The 22386-nt window shown below is 45.7% G+C and carries 15 protein-coding genes and 1 tRNA gene; 7 read left to right on the forward strand and 9 right to left on the reverse strand.

What is annotated here, in order from left to right; all coding sequences use genetic code 11:
• The first annotated feature begins 48 nt into the window (after window positions 1-48).
• From H8S84_RS06195 to H8S84_RS06210, 4 genes are read left to right on the forward strand one after another with little or no spacing between them, the layout of a single operon-like run.
• Entirely contained in the window at window positions 49-2022 is a 1974-nt protein-coding gene (locus tag H8S84_RS06195; protein ID WP_187066371.1) for a tetratricopeptide repeat protein, read from the forward strand.
• 2 nt (window positions 2023-2024) lie between these two features.
• Window positions 2025-2357, forward strand: a complete 333-nt coding sequence (locus H8S84_RS06200; protein ID WP_187066372.1) for a nucleotide pyrophosphohydrolase — start codon at window positions 2025-2027, stop codon at window positions 2355-2357.
• Window positions 2358-2399: 42 nt separating this feature from the next.
• The gene (locus H8S84_RS06205; RefSeq protein WP_187066373.1) at window positions 2400-4283 is read left to right on the forward strand and encodes a DUF2075 domain-containing protein; all 1884 of its coding nucleotides are present in this window, start codon (window positions 2400-2402) and stop codon (window positions 4281-4283) included.
• Window positions 4284-4308: 25 nt separating this feature from the next.
• The gene (locus tag H8S84_RS06210; protein WP_187066374.1) at window positions 4309-6189 is read left to right on the forward strand and encodes a DUF2075 domain-containing protein; all 1881 of its coding nucleotides are present in this window, start codon (window positions 4309-4311) and stop codon (window positions 6187-6189) included.
• A gap of 126 nt (window positions 6190-6315) precedes the next feature.
• On the opposite strand, the gene H8S84_RS06215 is transcribed toward H8S84_RS06210, so the two are convergent.
• A complete protein-coding gene (locus H8S84_RS06215) occupies window positions 6316-6528 on the reverse strand; it encodes a hypothetical protein (RefSeq protein ID WP_187066375.1) in 213 nt (70 codons plus the stop codon).
• Between the two features lie 406 nt (window positions 6529-6934).
• Here H8S84_RS06215 and H8S84_RS06220 point away from each other — a divergent pair, with 406 nt between their 5' ends.
• Window positions 6935-8659 carry an SIR2 family protein gene (locus H8S84_RS06220; protein ID WP_187066376.1) on the forward strand — a complete coding sequence of 575 codons (1725 nt, stop codon included), beginning with the start codon at window positions 6935-6937 and terminating at the stop codon, window positions 8657-8659.
• 68 nt (window positions 8660-8727) lie between these two features.
• Here the strand turns inward: H8S84_RS06220 and H8S84_RS06225 are convergent, their stop codons facing one another.
• The 3 genes from H8S84_RS06225 to H8S84_RS06235 all read right to left on the reverse strand — a co-directional run bounded on the left by H8S84_RS06225 (window position 8728) and on the right by H8S84_RS06235 (window position 10318).
• Window positions 8728-9060 (reverse strand): hypothetical protein, encoded by a 333-nt coding sequence (locus H8S84_RS06225; protein WP_187066377.1) that lies wholly within the window; start codon window positions 9058-9060, stop codon window positions 8728-8730.
• Between the two features lie 153 nt (window positions 9061-9213).
• Complete coding sequence (locus tag H8S84_RS06230; protein WP_187066378.1) at window positions 9214-9519, reverse strand: hypothetical protein; 306 nt, start codon at window positions 9517-9519, stop codon at window positions 9214-9216.
• 725 nt (window positions 9520-10244) lie between these two features.
• Window positions 10245-10318, reverse strand: a tRNA-Ile gene (locus H8S84_RS06235).
• Between the two features lie 92 nt (window positions 10319-10410).
• Between H8S84_RS06235 and H8S84_RS06240 the strand changes: the two genes are divergently transcribed.
• Window positions 10411-11046, forward strand: a complete 636-nt coding sequence (locus H8S84_RS06240) for an HAD family hydrolase (protein WP_187066379.1) — start codon at window positions 10411-10413, stop codon at window positions 11044-11046.
• On the forward strand, window positions 11033-12322 hold the full coding sequence (locus H8S84_RS06245; protein WP_187066380.1) for a site-2 protease family protein: 1290 nt from the start codon (window positions 11033-11035) through the stop codon (window positions 12320-12322). Before H8S84_RS06240 ends, H8S84_RS06245 begins: the two co-directional genes overlap by 14 nt.
• Before the next feature lie 101 nt (window positions 12323-12423).
• Here H8S84_RS06245 and H8S84_RS06250 read toward each other — a convergent pair whose 3' ends face one another.
• The 5 genes from H8S84_RS06250 to H8S84_RS06270 form a co-directional block, all read right to left on the reverse strand.
• Window positions 12424-15180: a S8/S53 family peptidase gene (locus tag H8S84_RS06250; protein ID WP_187066381.1), complete on the reverse strand. Its 2757-nt coding sequence runs from the start codon at window positions 15178-15180 to the stop codon at window positions 12424-12426.
• 393 nt (window positions 15181-15573) lie between these two features.
• On the reverse strand, window positions 15574-15879 hold the full coding sequence (locus H8S84_RS06255; protein ID WP_187066382.1) for a rhodanese-like domain-containing protein: 306 nt from the start codon (window positions 15877-15879) through the stop codon (window positions 15574-15576).
• Window positions 15880-15882: 3 nt separating this feature from the next.
• Window positions 15883-17682 carry a T9SS type A sorting domain-containing protein gene (locus H8S84_RS06260; protein ID WP_187066383.1) on the reverse strand — a complete coding sequence of 600 codons (1800 nt, stop codon included), beginning with the start codon at window positions 17680-17682 and terminating at the stop codon, window positions 15883-15885.
• Window positions 17683-18269: 587 nt separating this feature from the next.
• A complete protein-coding gene (locus H8S84_RS06265) occupies window positions 18270-19046 on the reverse strand; it encodes a PASTA domain-containing protein (protein ID WP_187066384.1) in 777 nt (258 codons plus the stop codon).
• Between the two features lie 98 nt (window positions 19047-19144).
• Complete coding sequence (locus H8S84_RS06270) at window positions 19145-21847, reverse strand: D-alanine--D-alanine ligase family protein (protein WP_187066385.1); 2703 nt, start codon at window positions 21845-21847, stop codon at window positions 19145-19147.
• Between the last annotated feature and the right edge of the window lie 539 nt (window positions 21848-22386).

Below are 22386 nucleotides of genomic sequence, written 5' to 3' on the forward strand. Positions count from 1 at the left end.
GTGCAGCTAATAATCTATATCTCTCAGTGAAAGCGACTAATATTTTACATGACGATAACACACCAAATTGATGATTTCCTCTTCGAGCTGTTTCCAAAAGCCAAAGCTGCAGAAAATAGTAAAGGGACACTTAAGGAGGAGATGTCCAGATACTATACAATAGGTCCTTTTGTGCCATCGGTGATAGTAAAAGGCGATACTATCGAGGTTACCTTGGATTCCGATCTTATAGACGAACAGCATAAGGAATATCAGACAGTTGTAGCACTTGCTGAGAAAGGCAGGTACAACGAGGCCAAGCAAAGGCTCCTCCCCTTGTTAGAGAAAGCCCCTCATATATCTGAATACCACCGCATCTTGGGTCAGATCCAATCAGAGGAAGGTGATCAGGATGAAGCGATAAACTCTCTTATAGACGCACTTCGTTGGGATCCGAAGAACGGATACGCGCTGCTCATGATGGGCAACATCTTCGCCCGGCACAAAAAGGACATTGACACAGCTTTAACCTATTACGCTCAGGCTGCTAAGGTGAATCCTGAAGACAACATAACGCTTAATAATATCGGAGCGATCTTGGTGCAGTCGGGCCGGGTTAAGGAGGGGATAGATTACCTGCTGAGTGCAAAGGATCTCGCCCCCGAGTACCCTAATACGTACTTTGCCCTGGCCATGGCAGAAGAAAGTCAAGGTAGTCTACTCAGTGCATTCGATTATGCTGTCGGTGCTATCAAAAAAAGCAAGGGTAGTCAACTTTACAGCCAGAGCGTAGAGTGTGCTATTGACTTAGCTGGCCGATTAGTGGCACACGGTAAAGGTGACAGAATTGTGGCAAAATACACAGCCGAACTGCAGCAAAGTGTCGGCACAACCATTGAGGTGGTAGAGGATGACAGCATCGCCACCGCCGCAAAGATAGAGTTCGCGGAGAACTACAACAGAGACAGACACATTATACGCTATAAGCCCTCCTACTCTGCCGTGCAGCACCTGATCATGCACGAGTTGGTACACTTGGACCTCGTAGCACAAGCCAGAAAGGAGCAGAAGAACCAACTTTTTACCTCTGGTCCCTCACACAGTACAGCCTTCAATAAGGCTATGGATAAGGATGTGAAACGGCTACGGAAGGAAGGAATACCAGAGGACTCGGTGATGCAGTTCCTCTCCTCTATCTTCAACGGACTTAACCTACAGGTCTACAATACGCCGATAGATCTCTTCATTGAGGACTACCTGTACAGCACCTATAAGGAGCTACGCCCTTACCAGTTCCTTTCGCTCATGCGCATCGTGCAGGAGGGGGTTAACGCCACTACTGACAAACGCATAGCTTCCCTTGCCCCGAGATTAGTACTGTCGGCTTCAAAAGTATACAACCTAGTGAATGCACTTCACCTGAAGGATCTTTATGGGGTGGATTATACAACAGTATTCAACGCTACTGCTAAAGAGACAAAGCAGGCAGAGGAGTTTATAGAAGAGTTTGAGGAGTACCGCTATGATCGGGACGCAGCTGAGGAGTACGAACTGGTTCAGCATTGGGCAGACGACCTTGACTTAGGTGACTTTTTTGCATTAGTGCAGGAAAATTCCTTCCGTAAAGGGAAAAGCCCCGAAGATCTGATAGCCGAAATGGAGCAAGACGCATTGGGGACTGATGAAGCTGATCCATACGAGGAGGAGCAAATGCAGACCTTCTTAAAGGAGCATCAGAACAAGGACTTAAACATGGCCGTGGTCATGTACATGGTAGATGCCCTAAAGTACTTTGGGAAGCTTTCAAAGGAAAAGGTAAAGACCATTGCACATGATATCGCGATGAAGGGAATGTACGGTATCTCCCCCGAAAAGTCAGACTACTCTATAGCAAGTATACCTGGAAAAACTTTCACTGGCTATCATCTGCTTGCTTACTACTATGTCAGCTGGGCTATTGCAGAACCAGCTTTCTTAAAGGAACTGCAGCTACCATTCGACAAAGAATACGTGGTAGCGCAACAATTCAAGCAGGAGAAATAACTATGAGCGCGATCCGAGATATAACGACAGCACTTCTGAAGTTCAGAGATGAACGGGACTGGAAGCAATTTCATAATTCAAAGGACTTAGCGCTAGCCATTTCTATCGAAGCCTCTGAGTTAGTAGAGCTATTCTTGTGGAAAGGGAATGAAGATGTGGAGAAGGAACAACTGAAGGATGAGCTGGCAGATATCCTGTCCTACTGTTTACTGCTAGCTGAAAAACACGACATCGATATCCTTGACATCATAAAAGAGAAGATTGAGAAGAACGCCCTAAAGTACCCGGTATCTAAGGCAAAAGGTAATTCGAAAAAATACAACGAGCTACAATAACACCAACTTTACTAACAGCAAACTTAATATCCCTCACAGGCCATGATCGTTTACAAGAAAACCAAGAGCGAGTTTATTACCGATATTGATGACTTCATCATTGAAGATATCATTCATGAAAGTGTTCAGCGAAAGCTAAACAAGCGTGTTGGCGAAAGTGAGTATAAATCCTGGCAAAACTCTTTGCAGTACATGGCTAATGTTCTCCGAACCGACATGATACCAGGTGATGCCGGTGTTGCCATTGAATATAATATACCAAGGACCAGCAATCGTATTGACTTTATAGTTTCCGGTCAAAGCGTCAACGGGGAAGAGCATGCCGTTCTGATAGAGCTGAAGCAATGGAGTGAGGTGCAACTAACAGGGAAGGATGCCATGGTTCGAACCCGTTTCAAACATGGCATGAGTGAGGAGCTACACCCAAGTTATCAGGCATGGTCTTATTCAGCGTTGCTCAATGGCTTCAACCAAACTGTTTACGAAGAGAACATTCAGTTAAAACCGTGTGCGTATCTCCACAACTATACCGATGATGGGCTTATCACAAATGCTTTCTATTCTGATTATATCGCCAAAGCACCTGTCTTTTGCAAAGAGGATAAGCTAAAGCTAAGGGACTTCATCAGCAGCTTTATCAAACATGGGGATAAAAAGGATCTAATACTTCGAATTGAGAACGGCAAGATAAAGCCATCAAAAAACCTAGCTGATAGCATGGTGTCGATGATCAAGGGAAACCAAGAGTTTGTCATGATCGACACCCAGAAAATCGTGTATGAAAATGCACTTGCCCTAGCCAAATCATCTGCTCCATCTAAGAAAAATGTACTCATCGTTAAAGGTGGTCCCGGGACAGGCAAGTCGGTAGTAGCAATAAATTTGCTGGTAGCGCTAACAAAGAAAGGGCTCCTTACGCAATACGTGACCAGGAACTCAGCACCGAGAGTGGTATATGAAACCAAACTCACCGGTACGCTAAAGAAGACAGAAATCTCGAACTTCTTTTCCGGCTCCGGGGCCTTTACTGAGTCAGCTTCTAACAGGTTTGATGCACTCATTGTGGATGAAGCACACCGGTTGAATGAAAAGTCTGGTATGTTTCAAAATTTGGGTGAAAACCAAATCAAAGAGATCATCTACTCATCTAAGTTCTCTGTTTTCTTTTTGGATGAAAATCAGAAAGTAACGCTGAAAGATGTCGGTAGTGAGGAAGAAATTGAGAGGTGGGCCACCTACCATAACGCTACCGTTCATAAGCTTGAACTGACCTCGCAGTTCCGTTGTGGTGGATCAGATGGTTACCTCGCCTGGCTAGATGACGTACTCCAAATCCGGGAAACTGCCAACACCGTCTTAGATCATAAAGATGGGTATGACTTCAGAATTTTTGATAACCCTAATGACTTAAGAGACATCATCTATAAGAAGAACAAGGAGGCAAACAAAGCCCGTATTGTTGCCGGTTACTGCTGGGACTGGACAAGCAAGAAACACCCCAATGCTATGGATATCGTCATTCCGGAACATGACTTTGCCATGCAGTGGAACATGGTAGATGATGGCATGCTATGGATCGTAAAGCCGGAAACGGTTAGTGAAGTGGGATGTATTCATACTTGCCAAGGCCTCGAAGTAGATTACATCGGTGTAATTATTGGTGATGACCTGGTTTGCAGAGATGGTGAAGTGATAGTTGATCCTACTAAACGTTCACGGATGGATAAGTCGGTTCATGGCTATAAAAAGCTGCTGAAGGAAAACAAAGAAGAGACCATGAGCAGGCTAACGGATATAGTTAAAAACACATACCGGACGCTCATGTCCAGGGGCATGAAGGGGTGCTACGTCTACTTTACAGATAAAGAAACGGAAGAATACTTCCGGTCAAGAGTGCTGCAGTACCAGCAACAGGAAAGCATCTAACCTTTGTTCTTGAAGTAATAATGGTATGCGTTTGTATCAAGGAAGTTCGCTAGAGTTTATTCGGGATAATGCACACAACAGTATTGTGTCAAAACTTGAGGAGAATTTCTTCAAGTACTATCGCCAAAAACCACAACCCAATGAAATACTAAGTTGGAAGAACTCACTAAAGTCTATAAGTAAGGTGTTTGATGACGCCAGGTTGTACGATCATGGTGTGCTGGTGGAATATCAACTACCGTTAACTTCGAAGCGCTTAGACTGCCTTATTTGTGGCAAGGACAAGCATGGTACTCCTAATGCCGTGATCATCGAACTTAAGCAATGGTCCGAGTCAGAACCGGCAGTTGGGGATAACGAAGTGACGACCTGGTTAGGTGGCGAACTAAGGGAAGTATTGCATCCTTCTGCTCAGGTAGGGCAGTACCGGGAATACCTCTCAGATGTGCATTCAGCATTTACCGATGAAAATACACCCGTACAATTGTATGCCTGCGCTTACTTGCACAACTATACATACCAGGAAAAGGAAGCGATACTGGACCCCAAATTTAAAGAAGTACTTAAAGAGAACCCGGTCTTTGCAACAAATGAAACTCAGAAACTAGAGCAGTATTTGCTAGATAAGTTATCAGCCGGTGACGGTCTCCCAACTTTGGATAAGATTGCCGTTGGAAGCTTCAAGCCGTCAAAAAAGCTGATGGTTGAAGTTGGGGAGGTCTTGAGATCAAAATCTCCCTATGTGTTACTGGATGATCAGCTTATAGTATACGACAAGGTTAAATCACTGGTAGAACAAGCTCAGCAAGCCGCAAAGAAGACCGCTGTGATTGTGAAAGGTGGTCCCGGGACAGGAAAGTCTGTGATCGCATTACACTTGATGACAGAGCTTGCTAAAGCCGGTTTCAAGGCACATTATGCAACTGGCTCCAAAGCATTCACCGAAACGCTACGAGCCATATTTGGAACAAAATCAGCGAAAGTATTCAAGTACTTCAACAACTATGTGGATGCTGAACCTAACAGCGTTGATGTCCTCATATGTGATGAAGCGCACCGGATACGAGAGTCTAGCTTTAACCGGTTCAAGCCAAGTATAGGCAAAAGTGTACCACAACTATATGAGTTGCTTAGAGCAAGCAAGGTGTCAGTGTTGTTTATCGATGACAATCAGATTGTACGACCAAGTGAAGTCGGGTCCATCGCGTATGTGAAGCAGTATGCTGCATCCAAAAATGTGGATGTTATAGAGTATGAGCTCGAATCACAGTTCCGTTGCAATGGTTCCGACGGTTTTATTAACTGGATCAACAATACACTCGGTATACAGCGAACAGCAAATGTGATCTGGTCCGAAGCGGATACTGAAACATTCGATTTCCGGATTTATGAATCAGCAGAAAGTCTAGAAGCAGCTATCATGGAGAAAGCCGAAGCCGGTTATTCCGCTCGCTTAACCGCTGGATTTTGTTGGCCATGGTCAGAACCAGATAGCCAAGGAAATCTGGTAGCAGATGTAAAAGTTGGGAGTTTTCAGAGGCCATGGAATGCTAAACCGGCAGCTAGAAGGTTATCCAAAGAATATCCAACTGCATCGTTATGGGCATATGATCCGAAAGGCATTGGACAGGTTGGGTGCGTTTATACCGCGCAGGGTTTTGAATTCGATTATGTTGGTGTTATCGTTGGTGAAGACATGAAATATAATTTAGAGAGATCAATTTGGTTAGCCGATCCTTCGAAATCTCATGATGGGATGGTAAAGAAAGATAAAGCAAGGTTTATCGATTATATTAAGAACACCTATAAGGTACTAATGACTCGTGGCATGAAAGGATGCTATGTGTATTTTGTAGATAAGGAGACTGAGAAATTCTTCCGATCTAGGATTGAGAAGTCATTGTGACATTACTAAAAAGGATACGATTAACTAGAGGTTTGTTTGGGATTAGATGATACATAGAGGTTATTTTAAAAAAAAGGCCGCTTACATCCCGAAAGCGGCCCTCATAATGAGTTAGGGTACATTCAATTACTTTTGGTTAATTACAACGTCTCCTGATTTTATTTGCACCGTGTTCACGGTAATCGGCAGAATGCTGATGCTCGGCAAGTTGATCGTAACGCTCTCGACCTGCACATCAAACATCGGCTTCTGCTCAACCTGGACTGCTCCGGATTGCAACAGCATCTTTAACCCGATCATCGGGATAAGCACTTTGCGCAGTATTCTCTGTTTTCTCATGACTTTTTACACCTCCTTCCTGCCATATTTGGTTAATCGGTATGCGATGCCTGGCGTTGCTATCGCTGCTACCTATCCTACTAATTGTAGAAACTCTTTTTACTATCGGTTATATCATAGTATCTGACTTGAGCCCACTTTGGTTATAGCTTAAAATGGGAATTAACCAATCTTATGTTTTTTTTGGCACAAACAGTAATTGAGTTTAGAAGTGTATAGGTAATTTACTGAGGGAGAGGCAGAAAAAATCTTAAAAATTTTTATTGATCCTGATCAAGTGTATGAACTGACAAAGTTTAGCCACCCTATTAAATATGTATTTATGTCTTTACGTATCAGACTGCTAACACTCGCTGTTTTAAAGGCCTAAATTCCATATATTGGGCCTCTACAAATCAGGCTTAATATGAATGATCAAGTAACTTCGGTATCGTACTCAGTTTACAGCAACAAAGGCGCGTTTGCGCTGCTATTAGGCTCAGGTATTTCCAGAAGTGCCGGTATCCCCACAGGTTGGGAGGTAGTGCTCAACCTTATCCGGCATACTGCTACTCTGAAGAATGAAAATTGTGAGCCGGATCCAGAGAAATGGTTTACTGAGAAATTCAAAAAGGACCCGGACTATTCCGATCTGCTAGAGTCCCTTACCAACACACCGGCTGAGCGACTTAACCTGTTGCGACCTCTCTTCGAGCCAAACGAAGAAGATTTGGAAGATGGGTTGAAGAAACCGACAGTGGCGCATCGTATGATTGCTGAATTGGTCCGCAAGAGGTACATCAGGGTTGTCATAACAACAAACTTCGACAGGCTCCTAGAAAATGCATTGAAAGATGTCGGCATCGAGCCAACGGTAATAAGCAACCCAGGGCATGTAGAGAACACAATGCCGATTGTTCATTCCCCGATCACCATTATCAAAATCCATGGAGACTACCTCGATACAAGCTTACTAAACATCAAAAGTGAGTTGTATAAATACGACGATCGGCTTGGAGAGCTGTTGCGCTTCGTGTTTGAGAACTTTGGTCTTATTACCTGTGGTTGGTCAGCAACCTGGGACATTGCGTTACGACAGGCTCTAGAATCTTCTAATAAGTTCAGGTTCTCCAACTACTTTACCTATGTAGGCAAGCCAGTCGGGGACTTAGAAAACTTAGCTTCTATCAGGAAAGGGCATACAGTAGCTATTGACAATGCTGATACCTTTTTTAAGGAGTTGCACGAGAACGTTGAGGCACTAGAGAACAGCAACTCTGAGCACCCATTAACACCTCAGATCGCATTGGCTAGGCTAAAGAAGTACATTGTCCGCGACGAGCACATCATCTCGCTCCATGACCTGATCAAAGGTGAAGTTGAAAGAGTTTACGAGAATTTCGACTCCTTATTGGTTAACGGTACGTCTAGCAGCGAAGAGATCAAGCAAAGAATCGAATACTACTTCCAGCAATGCAGCACGCTTTGCACCCTGTTCGTGAACGGAGTCTATTGGGGTAAAGAGCAGCACTACTCGATCTGGCTTAGTAGCCTGGCCCGGTTCTCATCAGCTAAGGATCGAAGCGGCGGCACTATTTGGTTAAATCTTGAAACCCTCCCTGGCTTAATTTTCCTCTATAGCATTGGCCTTTCTAGTATTCTGCGAAAAGATTACAAGCTCCTTTCTAATATGTTTTCGATGACTGTCCATCGGAGCTATGGGGAGATGAATATTCTTGAAGGTGTTAGTGCTCACAATGTGATTGACCCTGATAGTCTAAAAACAGTTTTAGGTAATCGGAATTTTGTACCTATGTCTGAGATGTTGTTCTCAAAGCTACAACCTTTCTTCGACAGCTACATGCCGCACACCCGCGATTATGAGAACCTGTTCGATATATTCGAATACATGTTGGCTATAGCCTATACAAAGAAAATAGGCAGAGGCTGGAGCCCTATTGGACGATTTGGGTACCGTATTATGCGGAGCGGCAAAATGCACCCATCAGAACATATCCTTCATGAATTTAAGACAACAAAGGAAGGAGCTAGGTTATTTTCCCCTTCCCTATTTGCAGACTTTGAAGATCTTGAGCAAACTGATAAAGACTTTAAAGAGTACTTCAGTAAAGTATGCTACCATTTCTTCTAGATATGAGTGCACATCTGCTTAAAACGTTTTACGCCTTTACATAAATATGTATTCCCGCATTTGCGTTTTTACTTGCGCGCAACGATTACATAGTTAGCTACATAGCCCGCTCTTCTGCCCAGCTCCGCAGCTGCAGACACAATGCTTTCTTTTGCCGTGAGTAACCCCTTTGGCCTAGGCTGCTCAGGGTTGTATGTATAGTATTCCGCTCTCCTGTGCGCGTAGTCTTGCCATCCCTGGTGTGTGTAGTATACCCAGTTCTTTGCCTGAATCTCTCTTATCCTCTCCAGCCGGCCGGCGTAGGCTATCGCTTTACTTTTCTCTTCACACAGCTGCCGAACACGCCTAAACTCTTGGTAGTCATCAAAGCCCAACACGGCGAAGCCCGTCTCTAAATCCACGTATTCCATCAGTTATGCTCAGGTTGATTTTATTTGCATTAAAGGCATGAATAACTACCTCATCCGTTAGTTTAGCTACAGCTTCTTTCAGTTTTTCAAACTCCTCAGCTGTTGGCACCGTTGGCCTGTGTTTCTATATTTCTTTGTTGTGTTTCACTCTCCGGAAAACCATTTTAGCAACAAAGTTAAGAGAGGCTCCGCAATCTCTTTGGCTCGATATAGCAGTATCAGCTTACAGCTCCATTTGACAATGTTTAAGAGCCATTCAAACAGAGCAGCTAACTGTAATAAATTATTGTTGAGCTTGCCCATCTGAGCTATGATGTGGCTACCTAAAAGCTTAGCAAGCATCCTGTTGACCCACCAGTCCCTTTTTGCCGGCAGCTTACCAGACGCAGCTGCTCCCTCCCCTTTCAGGATGGTCTGCTGTGGGTTCTTACGTTGCTTCCGTTTGGACATGGTACACCGCTTAATTGTTAAGCAGTGCCCTCTCTTCTATTCCAGTAAAGCCTTAGGGAAAGATACTGTAGTTGTGAAAGGAGCAAAAGGACAGGGTTTTAATTTATCCAGTTAAGTCCTATAAATGAACCATAACTATCTAAACCTGTTAATATTGCACTTATGCTCACCGTATTCTACTACAGTCTCTTGATCTCACCAAGGTAAAAGAAAAGGGCACAACATAGGCTTTAAATGCCTCGTGTTATGCCTCTCTATTTCTTTTAACTTGCGTTCAGCTAATATAACGTTTTAATCTCAGCCCAGCTCAATACCCCCTCCTGCAAAAAAGCACTTTTTTCGGATAAATCCTAAATATTAGCATTACTTCTTTATTTTGTCATATTTAACAGGCAATACCCTTGACATTATACCCAGCCCAATCACCCAGAAGGCAATCAGAATCCAGTGAAACCACAATAGTTAGCCTTAAAGTGCTTTCACAGAGCTGTATCCTAGTAAACAATTTTAAGGATTACATTCCAGTAAGTCAGGAGAGCACAATCACGGGGATTAAGTCTAGTACCATGCTCGTTATCTACCACTTGGAGAGGAGAGAACAGAACTTATGCCTCTACTAAGTCTATCAAGTTATCTTGGTAAGCGATTAGGATGCATTTGTATGCAAATTGTATGCACAAAAAAAGCACTTACCAGATTTCTCTACGTAAGTGCTTCATTTTCAGTGGGCCCACCTGGGCTCGAACCAGGGACCACCTGATTATGAGTCAGGTGCTCTAACCAACTGAGCTATAGGCCCGTTCCCTTTAAAGAAATGTGCTTCCTTTGAATTGGGAGTGCAATTTTACATATTTGCATTCAATATTTCAAATCCTTATCAAATATTTTTTCGTGGATCTTACAAAAATAAAGAATATCATCTTCGACTTGGGCGGAGTTATCATCAACATAGACTACAACAAAAGTATACAGGAGCTGCAAAAGCTGTGTAAAGACGATTGCCAGGTGCAGTACAGCCAGAAAGAACAATCTCACCTGTTCGACCTGTTCGAGACCGGCACCAGCTCCCCGGAAGAGTTTAGAAGAGACCTGCGCGAAACTTACCAGATGCGCGATGTAACCGACCAACAGATAGACAATGCCTGGAATGCTATGCTGCTGGATATTCCGCAGGAGCGCATTGACCTGCTTAGGGAGTTGGCTAAGAAGTACAGAATTTTCTTGCTTAGCAACACCAATGCCATTCACTTGGAGGCTTTTAATAAAATTGTGGAGCACAGCTTTTCCATTCCTAACCTCGATTCGCTATTTGAAGAGGCATACTATTCGCACTTAGTGGGCAAACGCAAACCCGATGAAGCTATCTTTAAACTGATACTGGACAACCACGACTTGGCAAAGGAGGAGACACTGTTTATTGATGACAGCAAACAACATATTGACAGTGCACAGGCAGTGGGTATACATACGCTGCACCTACAACCGCCGCTTACTATAAACAAGTTTTTTGCGAATGGGGCAGTTTAGCAAGCAGCAAACGTACGGGCTGCACCTGCTTCTTTTCTGCATTACACTGGTTACAACTACCCTGGCCGGTACCGAATGGATCTTTGGCAAACTGTTTTTTGTAGGCAGAGACGGCTTTACCTGGACAGGAAGTATAACGTGGGCAGAGTTTGTAGCCGGGCTATACTTTTCGCTGCCCTTCCTGGGTGTGCTCACGGTGCATGAGTTTGGCCACTACTTCACGGCAAAACGCTACCGCACCGATGTTACCCTGCCCTACTATATTCCGCTTTGGTTTGGTATAACTTCGTCTATTGGTACGATGGGTGCTTTTATCCGAATCAAGAGCCGTATTTTGTCGCGGCAGCAGTTCTTTGATATTGGAATTGCTGGTCCGTTGGCTGGTTTTGTGGTAGCGCTGCCTTTGCTGTTTTACGCCTTTACACACCTGCCAGAGCCGGATTACGTTTTTAAAATACATCCGGAGTACCAGCAGTTTGGTTTAGATTATGCGCAGCATGTATACCAGAATGGCTTTGGGAATCTGGCATTGGGCAAAAACCTACTGTTTATACTTTTCGAGAAGTATGTAGCAGACCCTGCACTGGTACCCAACCAGTACGAGATGATGCACTATCCCTTGCTGTTTGCCGGCTTCCTGGCCTTGTTCTTTACAGCACTAAACCTGTTGCCGATTGGCCAGTTGGATGGAGGGCATGTGCTTTATGGCCTGATCGGCTACAAGAAGTTTAACCGCATCTCGCCTATCTTCTTCAGCCTGTTTATACTTTATGCTGGCCTGGGCGTTATTTCGCCTTATAACGAGCCACTGTGGGAAGAGGACCTGCTGATCATCTTTGCCCCATTTTCTTACTGGGCTTTTTTGAAACTGCTGGATAACCGTCGTTTTGCACTGGCTGCCACCATGGGCATGTTCCTGTTGCAGTATAGCTTGTCTGGTCTGTTTCCTGTGTATGAGGCTTACATTTGGCTGTGGCCTTTTTACATGTTGTACCTGGTGTTTGTACTGCAGCCAGCTACACCGCACATAAAGTATAGTTTATACTTAACGGGCATCATACTTGCAGCGCAGGTGCTCATCGTAACTTTTTATGCTGCTGCCGATGGCTACAGTGGCTGGTTGGTTTTTGGCCTGCTACTCTCAAGAGTAATGGGCTTGTTTCACCCGTCCAGCGTTATCGAGGCTCCGATTACCCCGGCAAGGCGGGTGCTTGGTATACTTGCTTTTGTAATTTTTATACTTTGCTTCAGCCCCTCTCCTTTTATTCTGGAGTAAGAGTTAAGAAAGCAAGCATCCTTACCAATAGATAAAATATACAAAGAGCCGCTCCCTGTTTAAGGAAGCGGCTCTTCAGTTTCACCCTAAACTAATAGCTCTTATTTAGTAAGGATCATTCTGTTTGAGTATACTTTGCTGCCAGCCTGCACACGGTAGATGTAAGTACCACCAGGTAAATTACTGCCATCAAATTTCGTGGTGTAGCTACCGGCCTTCATACTTTCCGCCACCAGAGTCTGTAGCTTCTTGCCAAGCACATCATAAATTGCTACCTGCACCTCACCGTCCTGTGGCACCACATAACTGATAGTGGTAACGCCTGTAAAAGGATTTGGGTAGCTATATACCTGCTCAGTTGCTGTGCTTAGTTCACCGGCAGCAATGGCAGCAGAGGTGCTTGATGACGCTATCGGCTGCGTGGCTGCGTTCCACTGTGCATGTGTACGGGTGATGATCACAGCGAAGTCACCGCGGGTAACATCCTGGTTCGGCTTAAAGTTAGCGTGCAAGGTAGGCTGCAGGTCGTATGGCCCCTGAGTTAACGTAAAATAAGCGTTGATCAGGTTCATCTCCAGTGCCACGCTAACGTAGCCCTCTAAGCCAGCTGGTATATCGGCAGCGTCTTCTATTGGATAGGTGGTACCGTCTACATTAACTGTTGGCGATTTACCGTTGCGCTCTACCGCAAACTTCTGCAGCCCTAAAGCCTGCACCAGCGAGTAAGCTATGTCTGCCCTGCTTACTTTACCATTCGGATTAAACTTACCCGGCGCCACAGGCAGCATAATACCGCTGTATACATGGTCCACGTCACGCAGTGCCGCACCTTTAGCCACAATCGACTCAGCCAGCAGGTTTCTTTCCTTCACATCACTCAATGTGAAGGAACCATCTATAGGCAGGAACTGGCGAATGCCCTCACCCATCATCAGGTAATCTGCCATGTCGATGCGCTTCAGTAACTCATCAGGTCTGTAATTGCCACCAGATAATCCATCTGCCAATCGTGCATTAACAGCCATTTTGATAGAAGCCTCTGCCGGGTGGCCTGCAATATCGTTCAAGCCAGTCATACCGGCTGCAGTCATCATGTTGATGGTGCCGTTTATAGTTTCCGGGAAAGCTGCGCCGTTCAAGCCGGAGATTTCTACTGTCCAGGTACCTGCCTCCGGAGAGGCAACCGCTACTCCACGATCGTAGCTTAACGTGAATGTAACCGGTATACCGGCGCTTGTTCTTACACCACTAGGCGAGATTAGCGTCAGCCTTACAGGGTTACCCGTTTCGCCGGCCACACCGGTAGCCTTTATTTTTGCTTCGATGCTGGTAGTACCAGAAGCTACGTTAAAAGTCGTGTTGTTTGTAACTGTGGTAGCAGGGTTAAAGTCTATTGTAAATTTCTCCGATACATTATTAGAGTTTACATTGCTGTTAAAGGTGCGGGTAAGGTTTAGGGTAGAGCCATAAGGAGCCGTAGCTCTGAAAGCTCTGTCTACGGCAGCGTAAGCGTTAACATAACCGGCTCCCACCTCCCACGATTCACGATTTGGAATGTTAGTAGCCGTTTGCTGAAGTATTTCTTTTACCTGAGCCACAGTAAGCGTAGGGTTTGCGTCGAGCAACAGCGCCACGATACCGGCCACATGCGGAGCCGCCATAGAAGTACCGCTCATGTGTGTGTAGTATGGCACATGTGCCGCCTCAAGTTCTGTTGCATCTTTATCCGCAGATAACGAAGAAACTGGGGCAATTACTCTTGTAGAGATGATGTCTACACCAGGAGATGTAACTGTTGGGCGATCCTGCCAGGTATAAGTCTTACCATCCAGCATAAAAGAACCGCCTTTGCCTTCTATCCCTCTTGACGAAAAGTCAGCTAAACGGCCCTGCTTGTCGCCGGCGGCCACTGCTATTACCCATGGTGCTTTTTTATACTGCCCTGTAATGGTGCCTGAGCTTGGACCTGAGTTACCTGCCGAGAACACCACCACAATGTTTCTGTCTACGCAACGTTTGGTTGCCAATGTAATAGGGTCTGCAGGATTTACATCTGTACCTGTATCGCTTGTGGTGCCAAACGAGTTGGTAATAACACGGATGTTATACTGAGCCTGGTTAATTAATGCATAATCGAAACCGGAAAGTACATCCAGCAGCAACAGCGCCGCACCAGAACCATAACCCACCAAATCAGCACCGGGAGCAACGCCAGTATACTTACCAGTTGATGCCTGGCCTGTTCCTCCTACAATACCGGCCACGTGTGTACCGTGCCCGCCTGTGGCATCGGTGTTCGGAACATTCTCAATAGGTGTGTATGGTAAGATACCGGATACAGAGTTCAAATTAGTGGCTGCCGTTACGTTCTGCTTCAGATTTTTACCAAACTGCAGATCCGGGTGTGTGCCGTCTACGCCGCTATCGTTAACCAGCACGCCAATGCCCTTTCCGGAAACAGGCATACCACCATTCAGGGTAGTAAAGGCCATTTCGTTGCGTACTTTATTTACACCGGTAATGGCTGTACCAGTATTGTTCTCATACTTTAGCGACTCGTTTAAGTAAAGCGAAAGCACTCTTGAACTTTTAGCCAGTTCCTCTACCTGCGGTGCCGTAGCCAAAACGCCTGCAATTGGCAGTGCCTTCAGGGTTAAACCCTGTAAGATCCCAACCTGGGTAAGAAGAGATTTGTCTAGTAATGTAGGAGCCCCGTCGCTTTTAAAGGTAACGACTACCTGTACCAGTTTAGTCCTGTCTGCAATGGCATCCTTTAGTTTCGGATCGATAAACGCCTGGGCAAAAACCGTGTTTGCCCATAGCATGCAAATTGCAGCTACAGCTAAAATGTTCTTCATAAAGATTTAAGTAAAAGTTAGACATATAGTTGTTTAAGGTGAAATCAGTGAATAATGCGCAATTGAACTATCAACTGGAGCAGCAGCAGACATTGCACAAAGCCTATAATACGTGCTATGTTGCGACCAATAATTATATTATTAGAACTATTACTTTTACTTATAGAAGAATTTGTTTAACTACCATTAACTTGGTGCTTAAGTGAGCAGGTGTAGGGAAAGTATGAATTGAATTTGATAAATGGGAAATCTACACGCCTTGTTACATGCTGCCGTTGTGATCAAATCTGCTACAAAGTATAATAAGAGCCAGCACAAGCTGAGAGGAGTTAAATGAAAAAAGGGCAGAAACACCACTGTGCCCCTGCCCTTTACTATTATATCTTTTATGACTTATCCGTTGTAAGCCATAATGCCGCCAAGCAGGTTACGGACATTGCTAAAGCCCTGCTGCTGCAGGAACGCTTTGGCCGTAGCAGAACGCGCACCAGAACGACACTGCACGATAACTTCCTGGTCCTTCAGGTCTTCAAGGTCTTCGAGTTGCTGCGGCAGCGCACCCAGCGGAATGTTCTTTGCGCCTGCAATATTAGCCTCTTGGTATTCCCAATCTTCTCTAACGTCTATGATAACAGGCGTCTCTCCTTTGGCAAGGCGCTCTTTTAATTCTTCTACTGTGATATCAGATGATGTGATCATGGCTTAATTCAATATTATTTTTTTTGTAATAATAGCTTTTCTCGTTTGAATGCGCAAAGTATAAAATCCTGGGGCAAGGCTTTTTAAATCAATTGGCTCACTTTCAGTTTTATACTTGTGCTGGTACACTTGCTGCCCTGTTACAGTATAGATACGCAGGTTATCATACTCTCCTTCTATATAAATACGTCCATCAGCTGGATTTGGGAAAACTTTTATCCTGGCTGCCTCCATTTCCTCAGCCAAGCCCAGCGCCTCCCCTACCAGCACGGGCCGCATCATAATGGCTCCCTGCAATTGGGTATCCTGGGTCCATTGGTTTAAGGTGGTAAACAGAAACCTACGCCCTGTGGCAACTTCATTCCTATCAAAACCCACATTCACGAACAAATTACCCGGCTGCTGCCAACCGATGTAAAAAGAGCCGCTTACAGGCACAGGCTTGCTCAGCTGTACTTCATAGAACTCGTTTAACTTATCGCTGTACTGTATCTGGAAGTTTTGCTGATGCAGTATTTCGCCGGGTACTCCGTTATTGTCTGCCCATACTTTAAAGGTAAGCGAAGTACCCGCCAGATTGGTGCGCACCCTCGGGAAGTATATCCTAAAAGCGGATACCTGGTCTGGCTGGTTAAGGTCGAAGCGCTGGGCCACCTGCGTGCTACTGGACCCCGGAAAGCTAAAACTGGCCTCTGCCGTGCCGTCGTCGTAGGCGTAGTAGTTGGCAAAAACTGTTTTGCGCTGGGTGCTGTCGTTGGCCCGCTGCAAAGGGTCTGCCTCGTTAGTGATCAGCCGCACCCCATGCACTAGTATAAACCCGTTCTTATCCAGCTCCAGGTTATCTATTCGCGGAACACCGGTTATGGCAAACTGCCTGGCATTTCCCGGTATCAGGCCTTGCCCTCGTAAAAAAGTATCGGCTGCAGCATCGTTTTGTTTTTTGATGTAACCTCTCCAACTAATAGCTCCGGGCAGGCCTCCCAGATTGTTTACTGTGGTTTTTACCTCAACGGCTAATTCCTGCTGCTTGTTCTGCAGAAACTGCACGGCGGGCATGGCCGTGTAGTGCTTCAGCAGTTTGCTTATCCCCTGGCTAATAGCGATGTCACGGGTTATACTTTGCCCTTTTCGGCGGTTCCTATCAAGTAGTACATAATCTACGTTCCAGACATCGGCTATACCATTACGTTGCCCCACACTTCGGAACCTGAACTGGAAGTTATTGTGAAAGTACTTGGGATCTTTTAAGCCAATAAACACCTGGGCAAATGGCGTTACCTCTCCTAAACCTGTCTGTCGCCATACTTCCTGCCAGTTGCCGGCCGCGTCTCTAAACTCCAGCAACAGGTATACCTGCTCCGATCTGTCAGGAATATCACCAAAGCCACCAGACTGCCAGTAAAAGCTTAAGTAAACAGAGTCGGCTGGCGTGAGGCCTGCCAGCAGTATAGGCTGTGTGGTAAGCGTATCGGATGCGCCGGTTCCTGTTGTACCCGGTGCGTAGGCGATGCCATTGGCATTAAGTCCGTCAAAAGAGGCTACGTTTATGGTGATAGGCTCCTGAGCATAGCGGTTGTTCACGTACACGCCTCCGTTTATCCAGCGGTTGGGGTCAGGCACAACTGAGACAGTAGCGAAGTCATCGAAAAAGGGCAAGGACTGTGGTGCAGCGGCCTGGCGTAATGTTGATTTTATACTTTGCTGCAGGTGCTGCTCCTGTTGCAGCGGAGCTAAAACCGCCTGCGCCGATGCTACTGCACTACCCACAAGTATAAAAAGTATGATTGCCAGCGCTTTTTTCATAAGTATGGTTATCGGTCAGATTAGTGGTGTCGCGTTCAAAGCCTTAAAATAAGCAAAGCCCCGGACTTTCGGACACTTTACTATACTTAGTTATACTTTGTTTTAATGAAAATGGCTTTTTACAGCCTGTAAAGTATAAGTACAACGAAGTACTGATTGAGTATTATACTGTTTCCAACCACCCCTTTATCCCCTCCTTATCTAAGGCGGGGAATCTGCTATTACTTCAATCGTGTTTTATACTTTTAGCTACTGCTTAATCTTCCATCTACCACTATCTCCAGTTAAAAATCCTGGATTTGCCACTTTAAAATGACAAAGGAGAAGAACGGTTGCTATTGCAATGACAGGAAAAGTGGCAAGTAAAATTCCCCGCCTTAGATAAGGAGGGGATAAAGGGGTGGTTGGATAAACGCAGCTGAAGGAAAGTCTATCTATCTATCTATCTATCTATCTATCTATCTATCTATCTATCTATCTATCTATCTATCTATCTATCTATCTATCTATCTATCCTGAGAATCCTGATCTAAAACAAAAACGCCTGAACATTTCTGCTCAGACGCTTTATATCAAATCTAAGTTTCTTATTCTATACCTTCTATCGGTTCTCTACCGGCTACCCAAAGGTCTACCAGTTCGCCCACTCTTATTTTGGCGCCTACCTCCGCAAAAGGACGCTGTTTTACTACTGTTCCATCAGGCTCATCGCTGCCCTGCACGTAAATGATGTTTCCAATCTGGAGCCCCTGCCCTACCAGCAGCACCGACGCCTCATCAACAGGCATGCCTACCACAGATGGCATCTCGAACTCAGAGTTGCCCAGGCCATCGCCTACGTGTAAGTCAACCACAGCACCTTTGGGTACCATGTCGCCTGGCTTTACCTCTTTGCCGTTTACAAACTGCTTTAAGATAGCGCCCTGCTGCAAGTCCGGCACATAGGTTAGCTTACCCTTCTTTAGGTCGTAGCTTTTAAGTATAAGCTCGGCATTTTTAACCGATCCGTCAATCAGCTTTGGCATCTTGATCATCGGCGGGTTCTTCATGTTAACCGAGATGTAGATCTTACGGTCTTCCTTTACCTTGGCTCCCGGCGAAGGATCCTGTGTCAGGATCTGGAACGGCTTCAGGTCTGGCTTGTAAGTAGAGTCGTTGATGAAGTAACGCAGGTTCTGGTCCTCCAGCAACTCCTCTGCGTCTGCCAATTGCATACCCTCTATTTTAGGCACCGAAATACTCTCACCGTGATTCGTGGTTGCCGGCAGGTAAACGTAAAAGAAACCGATTACCAGCACCACAACAATGGCTGCCATCACGGCCAGATGTTTCAGAACATCTACAAATGAATTCGTTTTAAACATTTTTCTTTAGAGAATAGACGTTAGACAATAGACATAGGACTCTTTACCCTACTATCTCTAACTCTTTAAATTTCTAACTTTTTAACTTTCTAACTCAACTATACTTCTGCCTTCATTTTGGTGCGCTCCATACCGTACTGCAGAATACGGTCAATAAAGTCGTATGGCTTGTAACCGTTAATCGCTGTCTGGTGGAAAATGCAAGTTGCTGGTGTCATGCCTGGCAGTGAGTTCACTTCAATAATGATCGTCTCTACCTCATCGTTCTCCAGCACGCGCACAAAGGCATCTATGCGGGCGTAACCTTCTATGTTCAAAATCTGGGCCACGCGTCTCAGGTCTTCTTTTACCTTGTCAGATATTTTCTGGCGACGCTCCGGATCAGCAGCATAACGCGCAGGCGTAATGTTTTGTCCTTCGCCGGCCAGGAATTTTTCTTCCAATGATAAGACCTCGCCTTCTGCCAGAGCCTCCGATGCCTCAAACACCTCGTAGCTAACTGTTCCGTCAGGGGCATACTTGGTAAGCAGACCACCGGTAATTTCCAGGAAGTGCTTGGCGCCTTCTCTCGAGATAAGCGTTTCTACCAGGAAGCCGGCTTTGTTCGGGAATTCCTCTTTAAAACCAAGCTGTAACGTTACTGCACAATCAGAATCCAGCTCCTCCATCTCCCGGAAGATTAGTTTAGCAAAGGCCTGCAGTTCCTGGCGGTTCTTTATCTTCTTCACAGCAGAGCTGCAACCGTCATCGGCTGGCTTAGCTATGAACGGATACTTAAATTCATTTTCTATACTTTGGAAGAAAGCTTCCGGGTCTTTTTCCCAGTCCTCTTTCATAGCCATGGCATGCTTTGCCACCGGCACCCCGTGCTGCGCCAGAATCTCGTTCGTCTCATACTTGTTAATGGTAATGCGCGACGAGCGAATACCTGAACCGTTGTATGGGATGTATAGCTTCTCCAGCTCTGTTTGCAAGGCACCGTCTTCGCCTGGGCGGCCATGCAGGGCAATAAACACTGCATCCACCAGGTTTTTTAACTGACTGTAGGTAATGCGCTGCGGCTCTTCCAAACTGCGGCCTGTATACTTGCGGGTTATACTTTCGGCTTCTTTGGCGATCTCGGCCAATACCGGGTGCGGCTTGCCACCCTGCTCAAAGTAATGCACTTTCTCTTTGATGTCGTCTGCATTATCCTTTAGCATGATGTTGATCGGGATAGTATACAAACGGTGCTCATCGTTGCTGCCTGTTAAGAAGATTGGCAGTGGCTCATACTTGGTAGATGAAGAAAGCTTTTCGTAAATGTTACGGCCGCTCTCTACTGAAATATGGCGCTCAGAAGAGTAACCACCCATGATCACACCCACACGAACTTTCTCGCCACGGTGCGCCTGCTCTTCTTTAATAGCTTTATCCAGTTTGTTTAGCAGACGTGTCAACTTTACGGTGTCTTTACCGGTTTTCAAACGCTCTGCAACAGAAGTGCGGATAATGTAAGTAAGGAACTGCGACGGGTTAAGCCCGATCTCAGCTGCCTGGTGGAAGAAGAACGACGACGGCAACATACCAGAGGTCGTGTTCGGGTCATTCAGGAATATCTCACCGTTATCGGTGATAAAGCCATCCAGACGGGCATACACGTTAAAGCCAAAGTCTTTGAACAGTTTGCTCGTGGCTTTGCGTATCTGCTGTATCTGCTCAGTTGGCAGGTTTATCGGTGTTATTTTGCGGCTAAGGCCTGGCAGGTATTTCGAACGATAGTCGAATACCTCGCTGCCCTTCACGATCTCGGTTGGCGGAAGCGCAATTGGCTCTCCAGCTTCGTTCTGTACCACAATACAAGAGAACTCTTTGCCTCTTATAAAAGCTTCTACCAGCACCTGCTGCTCGTGCTCAATGTTTGTCAGAGTAAGGCTATCAGTGGCAGAGGTATTAAATGTATGGTTGATCTTGTTCAGCAGCTCTTCCGGGTGGTATACAATCGTACCATCCTCCAGCATCACCGGCATTCCGATACCCTCACGGATATCCACCAGTTGCTTCATGCTCATCAGCTGCTTCTCCTCACCTAATGCCAGCCACTGGCTCTTGTAAATGGTTTTGGTGAAGAAGCTGCGCTCCATGGCTGCCTCAAACGCTGCAAAGTTGTTCTCTTTGATAATAGAAACCCCAATAGACGAACCCTGATGAGGCGCTTTTAAAACCAGCGGCAAACTCAGGTCGGCTACCAGGTTGTTAAAGATCTGCTCGCGCTGCTCCTGCTTTGCCCAGTCAGCGTACTGAACAGTTCTATAATCTGGCGTAGCGAAGTTGTTTTGCTTCAGCAGTTTTTTCTGAGCCGCCTTATCAATACCTATGGCCGAAGGAAGTATACCAGAGCCAGAGTACGGAATGTGGTACCACTCCAGCAAGCCCTGAATAGAGCCATCCTCGCCATAAGGACCATGAAGTGCCAGGAAAGCAAAATCAAAGTGCTCCTTAAACTCGTTTGGCTGCAAACGCTTACCGGCATTGGCAATTATCTTGTCCTGCTCCGCTATGCTTAGTTCGCCAAGCGACTCCAGGTAGATCTGCAGCCCGTGCTCACTCTCCGGCAATGCCTCTACCGGTGGGTAAAAGTCACGGATTGTGCCTTTGTAAATGAACTGCCAGTCCAGGAGGATGAAGTTACCCAGGCTGTCCACAAATACCGGAACTGGCTCAAACAGAGCTTTATCCAGATTATCGTATACCGTACGGCCACCTGCAAAAGAGATTTCGCGCTCACGTGATGGTCCGCCAAAGATGATTCCTACTTTCATTAATGCAAAGGTAATAAATAGAGGGGCATTATACTCACTAAAGTTATAAGCTGCTATTCTAGTTCAATTTTAGGTTTTATCAAAGTATAAGCGGGGTTTATACTTGCAACTGCCATACTTTCTTGCTGCCTATCTATCGAGTAGTTGGTGTTCCTCAGTCTAACCTGCCTATACTTTCACCTTTGGCTTTGGTGCCCTCCCAAACCGGGAGGCCTCGTCCTCGGGCATCGCGCTGTCTATTGAAGCTGCTCCTCGCTCCGCTGCGGGCTGCTGAGCAAGCTCAGCACCGCAACAATAGAAGGCGCTCAACCCAAGGAATGTATAGGACACTTCTTCGTGAACGGCATCTGCAAATGGCAAAATTCCCCTCCTCAGTGGGACTGGAGGTGGGTTTACACCTTCGTAGGGATAGGTCGCGACCCAATGCCGTCAATTTAAGGAAAAAGCTGTCATTTCGAACACTCTTGAGGCGAGAGCCGAAGAGAGCCAGCGTAGCTGTGAGAAATCTATCTGGAATTAGTGCAGAAGAAGTTCTATAA

The sequence above is a fragment of the Pontibacter cellulosilyticus genome, from assembly GCF_014306105.1.
Lineage (GTDB): Bacteria > Bacteroidota > Bacteroidia > Cytophagales > Hymenobacteraceae > Pontibacter > Pontibacter cellulosilyticus.

Coding starts and splice junctions, on each gene's coding strand:
- H8S84_RS06195 (WP_187066371.1), top strand. CDS start 49: ATGACGATAACACACCAAATTGATGATTTCCTCTTCGAGCTGTTTCCA.
- H8S84_RS06200 (WP_187066372.1), top strand. CDS start 2,025: ATGAGCGCGATCCGAGATATAACGACAGCACTTCTGAAGTTCAGAGAT.
- H8S84_RS06205 (WP_187066373.1), top strand. CDS start 2,400: ATGATCGTTTACAAGAAAACCAAGAGCGAGTTTATTACCGATATTGAT.
- H8S84_RS06210 (WP_187066374.1), top strand. CDS start 4,309: ATGCGTTTGTATCAAGGAAGTTCGCTAGAGTTTATTCGGGATAATGCA.
- H8S84_RS06215 (WP_187066375.1), bottom strand. CDS start 6,528: ATGAGAAAACAGAGAATACTGCGCAAAGTGCTTATCCCGATGATCGGG.
- H8S84_RS06220 (WP_187066376.1), top strand. CDS start 6,935: ATGAATGATCAAGTAACTTCGGTATCGTACTCAGTTTACAGCAACAAA.
- H8S84_RS06230 (WP_187066378.1), bottom strand. CDS start 9,519: ATGTCCAAACGGAAGCAACGTAAGAACCCACAGCAGACCATCCTGAAA.
- H8S84_RS06245 (WP_187066380.1), top strand. CDS start 11,033: ATGGGGCAGTTTAGCAAGCAGCAAACGTACGGGCTGCACCTGCTTCTT.
- H8S84_RS06250 (WP_187066381.1), bottom strand. CDS start 15,180: ATGAAGAACATTTTAGCTGTAGCTGCAATTTGCATGCTATGGGCAAAC.
- H8S84_RS06255 (WP_187066382.1), bottom strand. CDS start 15,879: ATGATCACATCATCTGATATCACAGTAGAAGAATTAAAAGAGCGCCTT.
- H8S84_RS06260 (WP_187066383.1), bottom strand. CDS start 17,682: ATGAAAAAAGCGCTGGCAATCATACTTTTTATACTTGTGGGTAGTGCA.
- H8S84_RS06265 (WP_187066384.1), bottom strand. CDS start 19,046: ATGTTTAAAACGAATTCATTTGTAGATGTTCTGAAACATCTGGCCGTG.
- H8S84_RS06270 (WP_187066385.1), bottom strand. CDS start 21,847: ATGAAAGTAGGAATCATCTTTGGCGGACCATCACGTGAGCGCGAAATC.